At 64.3% G+C, this 15,447-nt stretch carries 18 protein-coding genes and 2 tRNA genes; 8 read left to right on the forward strand and 12 right to left on the reverse strand.

The window, feature by feature from the left end:
- The 3 genes from bfr to AC3IR9_RS19080 form a co-directional block, all read right to left on the reverse strand.
- A complete protein-coding gene (bfr, locus tag AC3IR9_RS19070; protein ID WP_489292721.1) occupies positions 1–471 on the reverse strand; it encodes a bacterioferritin in 471 nt (156 codons plus the stop codon).
- 119 nt (positions 472–590) lie between these two features.
- The gene (locus AC3IR9_RS19075; protein WP_489292722.1) at positions 591–800 is read right to left on the reverse strand and encodes a (2Fe-2S)-binding protein; all 210 of its coding nucleotides are present in this window, start codon (positions 798–800) and stop codon (positions 591–593) included.
- Between the two features lie 126 nt (positions 801–926).
- A complete protein-coding gene (locus AC3IR9_RS19080) occupies positions 927–1,550 on the reverse strand; it encodes an RNA pyrophosphohydrolase (RefSeq protein ID WP_489292723.1) in 624 nt (207 codons plus the stop codon).
- Between the two features lie 120 nt (positions 1,551–1,670).
- Between AC3IR9_RS19080 and AC3IR9_RS19085 the strand changes: the two genes are divergently transcribed.
- Positions 1,671–1,747: transfer RNA gene (locus AC3IR9_RS19085), tRNA-Met, on the forward strand.
- Positions 1,748–1,797: 50 nt separating this feature from the next.
- Positions 1,798–1,871: transfer RNA gene (locus AC3IR9_RS19090), tRNA-Gln, on the forward strand.
- Between the two features lie 703 nt (positions 1,872–2,574).
- Here AC3IR9_RS19090 and rpsI read toward each other — a convergent pair.
- Together rpsI and rplM are read right to left on the reverse strand one after the other, a co-directional pair.
- Complete coding sequence (gene rpsI, locus AC3IR9_RS19095) at positions 2,575–2,967, reverse strand: 30S ribosomal protein S9 (protein WP_017354549.1); 393 nt, start codon at positions 2,965–2,967, stop codon at positions 2,575–2,577.
- 2 nt (positions 2,968–2,969) lie between these two features.
- Positions 2,970–3,398: a 50S ribosomal protein L13 gene (rplM, locus tag AC3IR9_RS19100; RefSeq protein WP_038685795.1), complete on the reverse strand. Its 429-nt coding sequence runs from the start codon at positions 3,396–3,398 to the stop codon at positions 2,970–2,972.
- Between the two features lie 243 nt (positions 3,399–3,641).
- Here rplM and coq7 point away from each other — a divergent pair, with 243 nt between their 5' ends.
- Entirely contained in the window at positions 3,642–4,286 is a 645-nt protein-coding gene (coq7, locus tag AC3IR9_RS19105) for a 2-polyprenyl-3-methyl-6-methoxy-1,4-benzoquinone monooxygenase (RefSeq protein WP_489292724.1), read from the forward strand.
- A gap of 207 nt (positions 4,287–4,493) precedes the next feature.
- Here the strand turns inward: coq7 and speD are convergent, their stop codons facing one another.
- Positions 4,494–5,288: an adenosylmethionine decarboxylase gene (speD, locus tag AC3IR9_RS19110; RefSeq protein ID WP_489292726.1), complete on the reverse strand. Its 795-nt coding sequence runs from the start codon at positions 5,286–5,288 to the stop codon at positions 4,494–4,496.
- A gap of 147 nt (positions 5,289–5,435) precedes the next feature.
- Here speD and crp point away from each other — a divergent pair, with 147 nt between their 5' ends.
- Together crp and AC3IR9_RS19120 are read left to right on the forward strand one after the other, a co-directional pair.
- On the forward strand, positions 5,436–6,125 hold the full coding sequence (gene crp, locus AC3IR9_RS19115; RefSeq protein ID WP_489292727.1) for a cAMP-activated global transcriptional regulator CRP: 690 nt from the start codon (positions 5,436–5,438) through the stop codon (positions 6,123–6,125).
- Between the two features lie 127 nt (positions 6,126–6,252).
- Positions 6,253–7,014: a sulfite exporter TauE/SafE family protein gene (locus tag AC3IR9_RS19120; protein WP_489292729.1), complete on the forward strand. Its 762-nt coding sequence runs from the start codon at positions 6,253–6,255 to the stop codon at positions 7,012–7,014.
- Positions 7,015–7,086: 72 nt separating this feature from the next.
- Here AC3IR9_RS19120 and AC3IR9_RS19125 read toward each other — a convergent pair whose 3' ends face one another.
- From AC3IR9_RS19125 to AC3IR9_RS19145, 5 genes are all read right to left on the reverse strand, one after another.
- Complete coding sequence (locus AC3IR9_RS19125; protein ID WP_489292730.1) at positions 7,087–7,803, reverse strand: haloacid dehalogenase-like hydrolase; 717 nt, start codon at positions 7,801–7,803, stop codon at positions 7,087–7,089.
- Positions 7,800–8,594 (reverse strand): indole-3-glycerol phosphate synthase TrpC, encoded by a 795-nt coding sequence (gene trpC, locus AC3IR9_RS19130; protein WP_489292731.1) that lies wholly within the window; start codon positions 8,592–8,594, stop codon positions 7,800–7,802. Before trpC ends, AC3IR9_RS19125 begins: the two co-directional genes overlap by 4 nt.
- A gap of 76 nt (positions 8,595–8,670) precedes the next feature.
- Positions 8,671–9,708 (reverse strand): anthranilate phosphoribosyltransferase, encoded by a 1,038-nt coding sequence (gene trpD / locus AC3IR9_RS19135; RefSeq protein ID WP_489292732.1) that lies wholly within the window; start codon positions 9,706–9,708, stop codon positions 8,671–8,673.
- A gap of 33 nt (positions 9,709–9,741) precedes the next feature.
- Positions 9,742–10,320, reverse strand: coding sequence for an anthranilate synthase component II (locus tag AC3IR9_RS19140; RefSeq protein ID WP_489292733.1), 579 nt, complete (start codon positions 10,318–10,320; stop codon positions 9,742–9,744).
- A gap of 2 nt (positions 10,321–10,322) precedes the next feature.
- Positions 10,323–11,111: an SIMPL domain-containing protein gene (locus AC3IR9_RS19145; RefSeq protein WP_489292734.1), complete on the reverse strand. Its 789-nt coding sequence runs from the start codon at positions 11,109–11,111 to the stop codon at positions 10,323–10,325.
- Positions 11,112–11,748: 637 nt separating this feature from the next.
- Between AC3IR9_RS19145 and AC3IR9_RS19150 the strand changes: the two genes are divergently transcribed.
- From AC3IR9_RS19150 to AC3IR9_RS19160, 3 genes are read left to right on the forward strand one after another with little or no spacing between them, the layout of a single operon-like run.
- Positions 11,749–12,870, forward strand: coding sequence for a PAAR domain-containing protein (locus AC3IR9_RS19150; protein ID WP_489292735.1), 1,122 nt, complete (start codon positions 11,749–11,751; stop codon positions 12,868–12,870).
- The gene (locus AC3IR9_RS19155) at positions 12,855–13,361 is read left to right on the forward strand and encodes a hypothetical protein (RefSeq protein ID WP_489292736.1); all 507 of its coding nucleotides are present in this window, start codon (positions 12,855–12,857) and stop codon (positions 13,359–13,361) included. The genes AC3IR9_RS19150 and AC3IR9_RS19155 overlap by 16 nt, the downstream gene beginning before the upstream one ends.
- Before the next feature lie 36 nt (positions 13,362–13,397).
- On the forward strand, positions 13,398–13,883 hold the full coding sequence (locus AC3IR9_RS19160) for a hypothetical protein (RefSeq protein ID WP_489292737.1): 486 nt from the start codon (positions 13,398–13,400) through the stop codon (positions 13,881–13,883).
- Positions 13,884–13,904: 21 nt separating this feature from the next.
- Here the strand turns inward: AC3IR9_RS19160 and trpE are convergent, their stop codons facing one another.
- The gene (gene trpE / locus AC3IR9_RS19165; protein WP_489292739.1) at positions 13,905–15,380 is read right to left on the reverse strand and encodes an anthranilate synthase component I; all 1,476 of its coding nucleotides are present in this window, start codon (positions 15,378–15,380) and stop codon (positions 13,905–13,907) included.
- Between the last annotated feature and the right edge of the window lie 67 nt (positions 15,381–15,447).

Below are 15,447 nucleotides of genomic sequence, written 5' to 3' on the forward strand. Positions count from 1 at the left end.
TCAGTCTTCCAGCTTGGTCAGCAGGTAGTTCGGCTCGCTGATCCGTTCGATCAGCTCCAGCTGGGTTTCCAGCCAGTCGATGTGCTCTTCTTCGGCGTCCAGGATCTTCACGAACAGCTGGCGGCTGACGTAGTCGGCGATCGAATCGGCATAGGCCACCGCTTCGCGCAGCACCTCCACCGCCTCGCGCTCCAACGCCAGGTCGCACCGCAGCATCTCGACGGGGTTCTCACCGATGCGCAGCTTGCCCAGCGCCTGGAAGTTCGGCAGGCCTTCGAGGAACAGGATGCGATCGGCGAGCATGTCGGCATGCTTCATCTCCTCGATCGATTCCTTGTACTCGTGCTCGGCCAGTTCCTTGATGCCCCAGTTCTTGTACATCTTGGCATGCAGGAAATACTGGTTGATCGCAGTCAACTCGTTGAAGAGCACCTTGTTGAGGTACTGGATGACTTTGGCGTCGCCTTTCATGGTGTGCTCCTGCATGCGGTTAACGCGGGCACTGTAGCGACTTTGGCCACGGCATGAAGGAACGCGAATCAAGCTCAGTTGCGCGTGCTGTGCGCGCCAGGGCTACGCCGGGAAGGTACTCAGGCGACCTGGGCAAGCCCGAGGATGGGCAACGGCAGGCCGTGGGTGGCACGGGCCTTGGCCAGCAGGTCGGCGGCCATATCCAGGCAGGAACCGCAGGTGGCACCGCAACCGGTGCGCATGGTCAGCTCGGACACGCTCACGACACCGCTGTGCGCGGCTTCGCGGATCTGGTGGTCGGTAACCCCGTTGCAGATGCAGACGTACACGTGCGGACTCGGCGGACAGGCCAGGAACGGCCTGTCCGTATTCAAATCGAAACGAGAATGGTTGTCAATTTCGAAGCTGAATCATTCTCGATACGGTTCAGGCCGCCGCACCCCGCGCCGTGCCGGTCAGGGCGTGCCGGGCTCGATCTTGCCGACCTTCTTGGGCCAGTAACCGCGGCTGATGGGCCGTTTGCGCGGCCGGTCATGCCCGGCCGTATTGCCCGGCATCCAGGCCTCCTGGGCCGACTTGGGCATCGACTCCACCCCGGTCCCGGCGATCCCACGCGCCAGCGGTGCCAAATGGCGCAGCGCGCGTGCATAGACCCCACGCTTGAACATCACCACGTGCTCGACCGGGTACCAGAAATCGACCCAGCGCCACTGGTCGAATTCCGGGCTGTCGGTATGGTCCAGCGTCACATGGGATTCGTCGCCGGACAGGCGCAGCAGGAACCACACCTGCTTCTGCCCGATACAGACCTGCTTCTCATTGCGGCGGATGGCCCGTGCCGGCAGCCGATAGCGAAGCCAACCCGGCGTGGCGCCGAGTACTTCGACATGCTCGGGCAACAGCCCGGTTTCCTCGTGCAACTCGCGATACATGGCTTCGACAGGCGTCTCGTCGGTGTTCATGCCGCCCTGCGGGAACTGCCAGCCATCCCGGCGCACGCGTCGTGCCCAGAATACCTGCCCGTCCTGCCGCATCAGCACAATACCGACGTTCGGTCGATAGCCGTCCGGATCGATCACGATGCGGACTCCTAGAAAAATCTACTGGTTGGGACTGTGCCATGCCGGCTGCCCACTCACAAGCGCGATGAAAAAGTGTTGACAGAATCCGTCTACGTCTCCAGAATTACCGGCTCCCTAGGCTATGTAGCTCAGCCGGTTAGAGCACAGCACTCATAATGCTGGGGTCGGTGGTTCGAGTCCACCCATAGCCACCAAGTTCAGCTTGGTTTTGTAGGGAAAAAGTGCGATACTTGCACGCAGATATTGCCCCGTCGCCAAGCGGTAAGGCACCTGACTCTGACTCAGGCATCGGTGGTTCGAATCCATCCGGGGCAGCCAAATAAAACAAAAGGCCTGATCGAAAGATCAGGCCTTTTGTTTTATTTGGTGCGGCTGACTGGGCGCGCGGCGCCCAGTACCCCCAACCTTGCGCGGCAAGGTTGGGGGCAGCCTTCTTTGCTTCCAGATCCCCGCGCCTGTCGGCGCGCCCCCTTGACTCAAGGGGGCTACTTCATCCGATGGGTTACCAGGCGCTGCGCGCTGGCAGCGGGGTGCATGCATGGCATTCGCCCGCGTCGAGGCGCCGATGCAATGCCGCCGCAGAACACGTACACACCCGATGCACGAATGGCCCTGCAGCCACCGCTGGCAGCAGGCCCGTGGCTGCAGCTCTGACCTTGCCACTCCCATGCACACCAGCCAACTGTCGAGGGTCGGCGCGGGTGGGTTGGCGGGGCCCTCCACCGCATGGATGCGGTGGCGGAGCTTACAGGGGTGAAGGCGTGCGTTTGCGAGGCACTGCCTCGCGCACGACTGAGCGCCGCGCCGCCATGCGGCGTGGCCGGGCCCCGGAGGGGGACTTGCAGCGTGCCCCGCCAGCCCACCCGCGCCGACCCAGCAAGGCGAGTGTGCAGAGTAGGCGCCTTGGCTTTGGACCAACACCAACACCTCCCACCCCACAAACGACAAAAGCCCGGCCGAGGCCGGGCTTTTGCTGTCCCCCCAGCGGGATCCCGAAGGATCCCACGCCAGGCGCGATGGATCAGCGCTTGGAGAACTGAGTGGCGCGACGTGCCTTGTGCAGGCCGACCTTCTTACGCTCGACTTCACGGGCGTCACGGGTCATGAAGCCCGCCTTGCGCAGCTCGGACTTCAGGGTTTCGTCGTACTCGACCAGCGCACGGGCGATGCCCAGACGGATCGCACCGGCCTGACCGGTGGTACCACCGCCAGCAGCGGTGACCATGATGTCGAAGCTTTCGGTGTTCTTGGTCAGTTCCAGCGGCTGACGCACGATCATGCGTGCAGTCTCACGGCCAAAGAACTCGTCCAGCGGACGGCCATTGACGGTGATGTTGCCGGCGCCCTTGCGCAGGAACACGCGGGCGGTGGAGGACTTGCGGCGGCCGGTGCCGTAGTTTTGAGTGATAGCCATGATTAGATATCCAGAACCTGAGGCTGCTGAGCGGCGTGCGGGTGCTCGGAACCCGAGTACACCTTGAGCTTGCGGTACATGGCGCGGCCCAGCGGGCCCTTCGGCAGCATGCCCTTGACGGCGGTCTCGATGACACGCTCCGGGTGGCGCTCAAGCGCCTGGGCCAGAGTTTCGGTCTTCAGGTTGCCGATGTAGCCAGTGAAGCGGTGATACAGCTTGTCCTGCAGCTTGTTGCCGGTGACGACAATCTTTTCTGCATTGATGACAACCAGGTAATCACCGGTATCAACGTGCGGGGTGTAAACCGGCTTGTGCTTGCCGCGCAGACGGCGGGCCAGCTCGGTGGACAGACGGCCCAGCGTCTTGCCGGAAGCGTCGACGAGATACCAGTCGCGCTGGACGGTCTCGGACTTTGCAGTGAAAGTGCTCATGAAAGAACTCAAGTAGGTCGGGCTCATTACGGCGCTGAACGGCCGGAACTCTGCCACGCGTTGTGAAGAGGCGGGATTGTACTGGCCCGTGCGGGCCACGTCAAACCATCAGACCCCCGCCGCTCCGCGGCCGCCCGCTGACTCAGGAGGCCCTGCCAGCAGCATCGGCGTCTTCGGCCGGGTTGGCAGGCTGACCCTGGGAGGCGAGAATCCCCTCATTCTCCGCCGTTGCAGCCCCCGCGCATGACCTCGACCCGCCAGATCACCCCGCTCGATCACCTGCTGACCGAAGCCCAGCGCGCCCTGGACACGGTGTTCGGCAACCCGCCGGCCAGCCGCCCCTACCCTGCCGATGCCACCCCGGACGTGCAGATGGACAGCGCCGCGCGCCGCCACGCCGCCGGGCTGATGCGGATCAACCACGTCGGCGAAGTCTGCGCCCAAGGCCTGTACTTCGGCCAGGCTGCGGTCGCCCGCGAACCCCAGACCCGTGCCCACCTGCTGGAAGCGGCGCAGGAAGAGACCGACCACCTGGCCTGGTGCGCCCAGCGCCTGCACGAGCTGGACAGCCGCCCCAGCCTGTTCAATCCGATCTGGTACGCCGGCAGCTACACCATCGGCACCCTGGCCGGCCTGCGCGGCGATGGCTGGAACCTGGGCTTCGTGGTGGAAACCGAGCGCCAGGTCGAAGCCCACCTGGAGGAACACCTGGACACCCTGCCCCCGGCCGACCTGCGCAGCCGCGAGATCCTCAAGGTGATGAAGATCGACGAGGCGCGCCATGCCGAGCATGCCGAACACGCCGGCGCCCGCAAGCTGCCCTTCCCGATTCCGTCGGTGATGGCGCTGGCATCCAAAGTGATGAAGAACATCGCCTATCGGCTCTAGGGCCGGGCGTGACGCCGACGTCCAGCAGGCCCGCCAACCGTCGACGGCCCCAGGGCTGAACAGAAAAACGGCCCGGCGTTTTCACACCGGACCGTCCTCGATTGGCTTCCAGGCAAGCCGGGATCTGCGCAGATCCCGGCCCACCGGGCGACCCGCTCCGCCTCCGCGAGACCTCCGGATCGGCGCCGGACAGCCTTCGCCAGGGGCTTACTCGGACAGGTTGCGCCCGTGGAACAGCTCTTCGATCTCGCGCTTGAGCAGCGCTTCGATCTTCATGCGTTCCTTGAAGGACAGGTTCTTGGCCTTCTCTTCGAACAGGTACTGGTCCAGGTCGAAGTCCTGCAGGTGCATCTTCGTGTGGAAGATGTTTTCCTGGTAGACATTGACGTCGAACATCTCGTAACGCGACTTGATGTTCTTGGCCAGGAAGTTCTGGATCGAGTTGATCTTGTGATCGATGTAGTGCTTCTTGCCCTTCACGTCACGGGTGAAGCCACGCACGCGGTAGTCCATGATCACGATGTCCGATTCCAGACTCTCGATCAGGTAGTTCAGCGCCTTCAGCGGCGAAATCACGCCGCAGGTAGCCACGTCGATGTCGGCGCGGAAGGTGGCGATACCTTCCTGCGGATGCGTTTCCGGATAGGTGTGCACGGTGATGTGCGACTTGTCCATGTGCGCGACCACGGCATCGGAGATCAACTCCTTGCCCGCCAGCTTCTTGTCGATCACCGGCTCTTCGGAGATCAGGATCGTCACCGAGGCACCCTGGGGGTCGTAGTCCTGGCGGGCCACGTTCAGGATGTTGGCACCGATGATCTCGGCGACGTCGGTCAGGATCTGAGTCAGCCTATCGGCGTTGTACTCTTCATCAATGTATTCGATGTAACGCTGGCGCTCCTCTTCGGTGCGGGCGTAACAGACGTCATAGATGTTGAAGCTCAGCGCCTTGGTGAGGTTGTTGAAACCCTGCAACCTGAGGCGAGGCAACGGCTTGACCACGGCGGTCGATCCTGTGTGTGGTGGGAAAGGCGCAAGTATGGGGCAAAGTGATCGAGGGCGAAACTTGCATCGAAACGAGTAGCTGTGCTCTGTTTGCCCTTAACAAACCGGATCGTTAAGCTCGCGGCACATAGCCGTGAATTGTTCATGAGCAAAGGGAGCGCCTCAAACGTGTCAACTGTGCGCCTTGCCACAAGTCCACTGGCCCTGGATATCGCCACCATCGACAGGTTTCTGGCCCACAGCCATCGTCGCCGCTATCCCGCCCGTACCGATGTATTCCGCCCTGGAGACCCGGCTGGCACCCTTTACTACGTGATCAGCGGCTCGGTTTCCATAATGGCCGAGGAAGAGGATGATCGAGAGCTGGTCCTGGGCTACTTCGGTTCCGGGGAGTTCGTCGGCGAGATGGGGCTGTTCGTCGAATCGGACCGTCGCGAGGTCATCCTGCGCACCCGCACCCCCTGTGAGCTGGCTGAAATCAGCTATGAACGCCTGCACCAGCTGTTCCTGGGGCCGCTTTCGGCCGATGCCCCGCGCCTGCTGTATGCGCTGGGCCAGCAGATCTCCAAGCGCTTGCTCGATACCAGCCGCAAGGCCAGCCGCCTGGCCTTCCTGGACGTCACCGACCGTATCGTCCGCACCCTGCACGACCTGGCGGTCGAGCCGGAGGCCATGAGCCACCCCCAGGGCACCCAGCTGCGCGTGTCGCGCCAGGAACTGGCCCGGTTGGTGGGTTGCTCGCGTGAAATGGCCGGCCGCGTGCTGAAGAAGCTGCAGACCGACGGCCAGTTGCATGCCCGCGGCAAGACCGTGGTGCTGTACGGCACGCGGTAAGCACGGCGCTGCGCACCGTCGTCCGACCAACGGTCGGACGCTACCAGATGCCGCGTCGCGGGTAGGTGCCGACCGTTGGTCGGCATGCCGTGCCGCGACCTTCACCCTCAACAGCTAGGCTGCGGTCATGGAGCTTGGCAGTGAATTCTATTGGTTCATCCTGATCGGCCTGGGCGCGCAGCTGGTCGACGGCGCGCTGGGCATGGCCTTCGGGCTGGTGTCCTCCTCGGTGCTGTTGAGCATGGGGCTGCCGCCCGCGGCGGTCAGTGCCAGCATCCATACCGCCGAAGTCTTCACTACCGGGGCCTCCGGGGTCTCACACCTGGTGGCCGGCAATGTCGACCGCCGGCTGTTCCTGCGCCTGGCCATTCCCGGGGCGGTAGGCGGCGTGATCGGGGCCTATGTGCTGACCCAGCTGCCAGGGGAGTACATCCGTCCCTTCATCTACTGCTACCTGCTGGTGCTGGCGATCTTCATCCTGTTGCGCGCGGCCGGCCGGCTGATGCCGGCCCAGGAGGTCAAGCGGGTGCCGGTGCTGGGCTTCGTGGCCGGCCTGCTGGACGCCAGTGGCGGCGGCGGCTGGGGTCCGGTGGCAACCTCCACCCTGCTGGCCCGCGGCGGCCAGGCGCGGACCACGATCGGCACGGTCAACGCCGCCGAGTTCGTGGTCACCCTGGCGGTGTCGATCACTTTCCTGCTGACCATGGGCCTGCAGTACCTGAACATCGTCGCCGGCCTGCTGATCGGCGGCATGATGGCCGCACCGGTAGCGGCGCTGCTGGTGAAACGGGTCAAGGAGCGCTGGGTGCTGGTTGCCGTCGGCGTGCTGGTGTTGGCGATCAGCCTGTTCCAGATCGGCCATGCGCTCATCCAGTGGCGCGCAGCCTGAGCCGGACGCGACACCCCACCGGGGGACGTCGTGCCGGATCGCGCGCGTCCGATCATCCCCTGACGTGCCCGCTCAGACCGGATCGCCGGCCCGATCCACGCAACCCCAGTTGAGCACCGGGGTGCCCGGCGGCAGCACCTGGCGGAAATACGCTACCCGCGAGGCCTTCGGATTGACCACCACCGGCGCGGTCGCGGCCAGCAACAGCGGCAGGTCGGCGCTGCTGTCGGAGTAGGCGATGGCGATGTCGCCGTAGCCACGCTCGCGCAGCATGCGCATCTTCTCTTCGTTGTGGCAGTGGCGGGTGGCGATCACCGCGCCCAGGAACGGCCCCACTTCGGTGCCGATCACCGGCACGCCCTGGTGGGCGACGAATGCCAGGATCGCGCGGGCCAGCTCCGGCGGCGCGCCGGTGGCCACCACCACACGCTCGCCCGCGGCGCGATGGCCATCGAACACCTCCAGCGCCACCGGCAGCAGCCGCCGACGGATATCCGCCTCGTGCTTGAGCACGTAGCGGTCGATGGCCTTGTTGAGGTCGCGCGCCCGGTGCAGGCCGAAGGTGGCAATCCAGACATAGCCGGAAATGCCCCGGCGACGGGTGGGCAGGAACGCCACCAGCGGTCCCAGCAGCGGGGTGGCCAACAGCGCGGCCAGCAGCCGCAACGGATTGCGCTTGATCAACCAGGCAAACAGGTGGCTGCCCGAATCGCCGTCGTAGAGGGTGTGATCGAAATCGAAGACCACCAGCGGGGCGTCGTCGCGCGGCGTTGGGTAGATCGCAGTCATGCGCTGAAGAATAGCTGACGCAGGCCCTCGCCGGGCTCTTCGACGCGCATGAAGGCCTCACCGACCAGGAATGCGTTGACCCCGGCGTTGCGCATCAGGCTGACGTCATCGGCGCCGAGGATGCCGCTCTCGGTCACCAGCAGGCGATCGCGCGGCACGGCCTGGCGCATGTCCAGGGTGGTCTGCAGGGACACCTCGAAGGTGCGCAGGTTGCGGTTGTTGATGCCCACCAGCGGCACCGGAACCTGCAGCGCGCGCTCAAGCTCGTCGATGTCATGCACTTCCACCAGCACGTCCATGCCCAGCTGCATGGCCAGGTCGGATAGCTCAGCCAGTTGGCGGTCGTCGAGCGCGGCCACGATCAACAGAATGCAGTCGGCGCCCAGCACGCGCGCCTCATACACCTGGTAGGGATCGATGACGAAGTCTTTGCGCAACACCGGCAACGTGCAGGCCTCGCGGGCCTGCTGCAGGTAGGCATCGCTGCCCTGGAAGAAGTCCACGTCGGTGAGCACCGACAGGCAGCTGGCCCCGCCGAACTCGTAGCTGACGGCGATGTCGGCCGGGCGGAAATCCGGGCGGATCACTCCTTTCGAGGGGCTGGCCTTCTTGATCTCGGCGATCACGGCCGGGTTGCCGGCGGCGATCGAGGCGCGCAGCGCATCGGCAAAACCGCGTACCGGGGGCGCCTGCTCGACGCGGGCCTGCAGCGCCGCCAACGGCACCTCGGCGCGCCGGGCGGCAACTTCTTCGGCCTTGCGGGCCAGGATGGTGTCGAGGATGTCGCTCATGGGGGTCAGGGTCCTTCAGGCCGGCCATTATCGACCAGGCGCAGGCAATGCGTGAAACCAATACGGCAACCGGGGCTCACGCCTCGGCGCGGATGCGCAGGGTGGCGGCGACGTACTGCTCCATCCGCGACCGGGCGCTGCCGTCGGCGATGGACGCGCGGGCACGCGCCAGGCCATCGGCGATGCTGTCGGCCACACCGGCCACGTACAGCGCCGCACCGGCGTTGAGCGCGACGATGTCCAGTGCCGGGCCGGGCTGGTTGTCCAGCACGGCCCGCAGCATCGCGATCGATTCTTCCGGGTTGGCTACCTTGAGGTTGCGGCTGGCCGACATCGCGATGCCGAAATCCTCCGGATGGATTTCGTACTCGCGCACCTTGCCATCGCGCAGCTCGCCCACCAGGGTGCCGGCGCCGAGCGAGATCTCATCCATGTTGTCGCGGCCCCACACCACCAGCGCGCGCTCGGCACCCAACTCGCGCAGCACGCGCGCCTGGATGCCGACCAGGTCCGGATGGAACACGCCCATCAGCACGTTGGTGGCACCCACCGGGTTGGTCAGCGGGCCGAGGATGTTGAAGATCGTGCGCACGCCCATTTCGCGGCGGACCGGCGCCACCACCTTCATCGCCGGGTGATGCATCGGCGCGAACATGAAGCCGATCCCGGTTTCGGTGATCGCGCGCGCGACCTCCTCCGGGCGCAGGTCGATGATCGCGCCCAGTGCCTCGACCGCATCGGCGCTGCCGGACTTGGACGATACGCTGCGGTTGCCATGCTTGGCCACCTTGGCGCCGGCGGCAGCGACCACGAACATCGCGCAGGTGGAGATGTTGAAGGTGTGCGAGCCGTCGCCACCGGTGCCGACGATATCCACCAGGTGGGTCTTGTCCTGCACCGGTACCGCCAGCGCCAGCTCACGCATCACCGAGGCCGCACCGGCGATCTCGCCGACGGTTTCCTTCTTCACCCGCAGCCCGGTAAGGATCGCGGCGGTCATCACCGGCGATACGTCGCCGCGCATCACCTGGCGCATCAGATCGACCATTTCGTCGAAGAAGATCTCGCGGTGCTCGATCGTGCGTTGCAGCGCTTCCTGGGGGGAGAAGGTCATGCGGGGTCCTTTGCGATGCAGGTGCGACGCCGTTCAGCGCTGCAGGAAATTCTTCAGCAGGGCGTGGCCATGCTCGGTGAGGATCGATTCGGGGTGGAACTGCACGCCTTCGACCGGATGTTCGCGGTGGCGCAGGCCCATGATTTCCTCCATCGAGCCGTCGTCGTTCTCGGTCCAGGCGGTCACTTCCAGGCACGCCGGCAGGGTGGTCTTGTCCACCACCAGCGAGTGATAGCGCGTGGCCTGGTAGCGGTCCGGCAGGCCGGCGAACACGCCCTTTCCTTCATGCCGGATCGACGAGGTCTTGCCGTGCATGATGGTGCCGGCGCGGATCACATCGCCGCCGTAGACCTGGCCGATGCCCTGGTGGCCCAGGCACACGCCGAGGATCGGCGTGGTCGGGCCGAGCCGGCGGATAAGCTCCAGCGATACGCCCGCTTCGTTGGGCGTGCACGGACCGGGCGAGATCACGATGCGCTCGGGGGCGAGCGCGGCGATCTCATCGACGCTCATTGCATCGTTGCGCACCACCTTCACCTCGGCGCCCAGCGTCTGCAGGTACTGCACGAGGTTGTAGGTGAAGCTGTCGTAGTTGTCGAGCATCAACAGCATGATCAGGATCCGTCGGTAATGAGGAAAATGGCGTAGACGTTTTCGGTGTACGTGATGGGCGAGGCGGTGAGCAGTTCGCCGCCCGACTGCGCGCGATAGCGCGATCCGGTCACGCTCACCTTGTCCAGGGATGTGCTTTCTCCGCCGTAGCCGAAGCCATCCCGGCCGGGCGTGCCCCAGGTGCCGGCCTGCACGCCATAAGCGAAGTTCGGCGCGACGTCGGAAATGCTGTACAGACCGGTGATCTTCGTGCCATACGCGCCGGCCAGACCCTTGGCCGATTCGCGCGTTTGCGCGGCGGCTTCGGCCTTCAGTTCGCCACGCAGGCGGCGTTCGCCCGAATACGTGGGTTCAGCGGTGCTGACCTGGACCTCGCGACTGGCCTTCAGTTCGCCCAGGAAGCCTTTCAGCGCCAGCGCGTCCGGGAATTCGGCCTCCAGGTCGCGCCGGGCGGCGGTGCCGTTGAACACCTCCTCATCGTTGCGATAGCGCGTAGAGGGCGCGATGCTCAGGTTGGCGGCGCGCACGCTATCGTCGATGGCGCCATGCTGGGTAAACAGCTGCAGCACCCGCTCGGCGTTGGCCTGTACCCGGGCGCGGGCGGTGTCGGTCTGCATGTCGATCGATTCCAGCGCCACCTTCACCGTGAAGCGGTCCGGCATCACCGTGCGGGTGGCGCTGCCCTTGACCAGCAGGTGCGGTTGCGAGGGGATGGTACTGGCCTGCGCCCATGCGGGCCCGGCCGCCGCGGCCAACGTCGACGACAACAACAATGCGCTCAGCAGCTTCATGCGGTATTCCTTGTCTGGGCGGTGCAGCGGGAACCGTGGCCGAGGCCGACCACAGCGGGAATACACAGGCGGGTCGGCCCACGACCGCACACGCCACGATCGGCGGCGACAACGCGGCGCAGCGGGCGAGAGGGGGGCATTCTGTGGGGATACGCCTTGGGGCAACACTCAACCAGCTCCTCTTGGGGGGAGCCGCCGTGCCGGGGAGCGTTGAACTGGATCTTGCCCGCCGATACGGCGGCAAGGTGCGGTCCACGACCGCGACGACCTGCCGCTTCCTATTGGAAGCGCCACCACTTGGCTACGTTGTTCAGCAGGGTGCGGGTCATCGGGCAACTCTGGGTTTCTACCGGGTGCATCGGCCTGTGGGGACCGATGCGGTGTGTGCGGCTAAGCGTATCAGATCCCCGATGCCGGGGCGCGGGGGATAGGGGCAGGTCCGGATCAGCGCTTTGGATGCAGGGGCAGCCGGAAGGATGACGCAATTGCCATGGTACTGGTGGGGCAGCGTCGCAGTTCTGCAGATTGCCACCTGGCCCTCTGTGACTGGCCTTGCAGTTGCCGACCTCTGTGGTTGAGGGAACCACCCCGTGCACACCACCCTTCCCCGCACTTTCAGCAGCGTAGGAGCGCCAGGATGGCGCGATTGTTCATTGTTGTAGGCGACGGGCTCAGCAGCGGCGGCAACGTGGTCACCGGCTCGCCGTTCACCGACATTGACGGGCGTCCCATGGCCCGCGTGGGCGACCGCACCCTCTGTCCGGCGCACGGCCCCGGCACGATCATCACCGGCGATGGCACGCTGATTGTGGATGGCAACGCCGCCGCCAGGCATGGGGACTGGGTGAGTTGCGGGTGCCAGTTGATTGCGGGGCGGCAGAATCTGGTGTTTGTGGATGAGGGTGCATCTCCAGTCGTAACAGCGCCCACGCCACGACGCGAAACACCACACCAACCAGACGCCGCGACTCAACCAGCGCCACCCGCCTCCACAACACCTTCCGGGTTTGGCCGGCGCCAACCGGCGGGATCCGCTTGCTGGGCCAATGACCACAGCATCAGGGTCTCCGCGAATGCACATGGTCGTTACTATCAAGTCTATGGTCCCGGAGGAGCAGCTCGGACCTTCAGCTTTGAGCGTCGATTCAGGATCGCCATTCCGCTGCGTAGCACTGGCGATGTTGAAGTCATCGTGAAGCTCAAGATTGCGCCCATGGAAAGCATCCAGCCACCCAGTGTCACGGAGGCTGACATCGCTGTGCTGAAAGCACGCATGGAGACAGGTATTGAGGAGTTCTGGAACGATAAATTCAGACTGGTAGTGACAGATCCTATGTGTGGTGAGCTGACCTTTCCCATACGGTACAAGGTGGAATGGGTAACCGGCGGGCACGACTACACGATGAAAGTTGCTGCGACTGCGGTGCACGAGAATGTTGCGAGCCTGGAGATGAACGTCTGGAAGGACACCACCACCTGGATACTTGCCCACGAGTACGCGCATTGTGTTGGGATTGCTGACGAGTACGCCTACGCCGATGAAGACTGGACACTACGTTACTATGCAAGCGACGGCGTGCAGGACGAAGCAGTCATCCAGCTTCCTGCGGTCAAACCCGAATCTGACCCAACGGCCACGATCATGTCTACTTCAGGCACCGCCACAACAGCGTTGCGGCATGCCTGGCCGATCGCCCTGGAAGCACAGACTTCGCTCAGCGTCGCGATAGGGAGGGCAATAACATGTACCGTCAGTTGATCATTCATGCCGCTATCCTCTTGAGCAGCGGCACAAGCGCAGAGATCCAATCCGTGAATGCAAACCCCGATTTTGAGGTGAGTGCTGCCTGCGCAGGGAATTCCCACTGCATTTTTGATCATGACAATGTTGATTTCATTGTCACCGTAAGAAATGTCAGCAACGCGGCGATCAAGTTCCCACTGGAATTCATTCGACACGGCGGCCCGTACATCGTTCTACATGACAACAGGCGCGATTACTCAGAATCCGTCCCAACAGGCATGCGGGATGAGAAATTGCTGAGTAACTTTACCCTTCTCCAGGCAGGTCAATCTGTCTCGGTACCGGGATCCATCAGTGCCGCCCAGCTTGAGGAGTGGGGGGGCTCGTCCGTGGATCTTACGGCAAAGATAAAGATATCTGCTCCACTGGACGGAACCTTCAAGTTCCGCCTGATTGGTGAAACCACGCTCCGCATCGTCGGTAAAGAGGTCGATGAAGGCCGCTGATTTACGGCTGCGGACATGCGTCAGATAGCGCTTTGCATGGCAATGGGATTCAGCAGCCTACTCAATGCGGGAGATCGCCCTATGGGCGGCAATCCAGATTTCGAAGTCACTGCCACCTGCAACGGCCAAGCGCCATGCATTTTCAATGGCCGCAGGATCGATTTTGAGATCAGCGTGACGAACATCAGGGATACTCCGATTCATCTACCCTTGGAGTTCATCCGTTACGGAGGCCCTTCGATTGTTCTTCACGACAACCGAAAGCACAGCGACCTGACGCTTCCGTCACACATGCTGGATGACACCCTTTTGACCAGTATTACCGTGCTGGCGCCAGGCCAATCGGTCTCAGTAGCGGGGTCCATTGACCCCTTCTATTTGGAGCAATCAGGTGGCGCAGAGGCAGATGTCACCGCCATAGCGACGCTCGGCGCTCCCTTGGACGGCTCCGCAGACTTCCGTCTTATCGGAAACGTACCGCTTCGAATCCTGGGAACCAAGGCAGCCGAAGGCCATCGGTGAGCGCCGCAGGGCGCCCACCACTCACAGCCCCTTGGCCGCCTGGGCCACCGCGCGGAACAGCGCACGCCCCTTGTTCATCGTCTCGTCCCATTCCTTGCCGGGATCGGAGTCGTACACAATCCCGGCGCCGGCCTGCACATGCAGGCGGCCGTCCTTGATCACCGCAGTGCGGATCGCGATCGCGGTATCGGCATCGCCATGCCAGCCGATGTAGCCGATGCTGCCGGCGTAGACGTTGCGCTTGATCGGTTCCAGCTCGCGGATCACTTCCAGCGCGCGGATCTTCGGTGCGCCGCTGACGGTGCCGGCCGGGAAGGTCGCACGCAGCACGTCTGCGTAGCTCAGGCCCGGCTGCAGCTTGCCGGTGACTTCGCTGACGATATGCATGACGTGGCTGTAGCGTTCGATCACGAACTGTTCGCCCACTTCCACCGTGCCCGCCTGCGAGACGCGACCGGCATCATTGCGACCCAGATCGATCAGCATCAGGTGCTCGGCGCGCTCCTTGGGATCGGCCAACAGCTCGGCTTCCAGCGCATTGTCTTCTTCCACCGTGGCCCCGCGCGGGCGGGTGCCGGCGATCGGGCGCACGGTGACGTTGCCGTCCTGCAGACGCACCAGGATCTCCGGCGAGGAGCCCACCACCTGCACATCACCGGTGTCCAGGAAGTACATGTACGGCGAGGGATTCAGCGCGCGCAGCGCGCGGTACACATCCACCGGGCGCGCCTTGAACGGCACGCTCAGGCGCTGGCTGAGCACCACCTGGAAGATGTCGCCGGCACGGATGTATTCCTTGGATTTTTCCACCGCGGCAATAAAGCCCTCGCGGGTGAAGCCGGATACAAAATCGTTCTCGTCCAGCACGTCGCTGGTGATCGGCGCAGGGTATCCCGCGCCCGGTGCACGCAGCTTGGCCACCAGCGCATCGAGCTTGGCCTGCGCTTCATCCCACGCGCCGGGCTGGCCCGGGTCGGCGTGCACGATCAGGTACAGGCGGCCCTTGAGGTTGTCGAACACCGCCAGTTCTTCGGAGTGCAGCAGCAGGATGTCCGGCGTGCCCAGCTCGTCGCGGCCACGCGGCGGGGCCAGGCGCGGTTCGATGTAACCAATGCACTCAAAGCCGAACCAGCCGACCAGGCCGCCGGTGAAACCCGGCAGGCCGGCCAGCTTGGGCACCGAGTGGGCGCAGCGCAGCGCCTCGACCTCGGCGAAGGGATCGGCCACCTCGCGGGTTTCGACCACCTGGCCGGCCTCGGTAACGGTCAGGGTGTGGCCATTGAAGGCATACACCCGGCGCGCCGGCAGGCCAATGATGGAATAGCGCCCGAAGCGTTCGCCGCCTTCGACCGATTCAAACAGATAGGTATGCGGGCCGTCGGCAAGCTTCAGATAGACAGAAAGCGGGGTGTCCAGGTCCGACAGCACTTCGCGGACGACGGGGATGCGGGTGTGGCCTTCAGCAGCCTGCTGCTGGAACTGCTCGAACGTGATCAAGACGACTTTCCTTCCGGGATGCGGCGATGGTGCGACGGACGACGGCAACAGGCCACCATCGCCACCA

The sequence above is a fragment of the Stenotrophomonas sp. GL_101 genome (assembly GCF_057835675.1).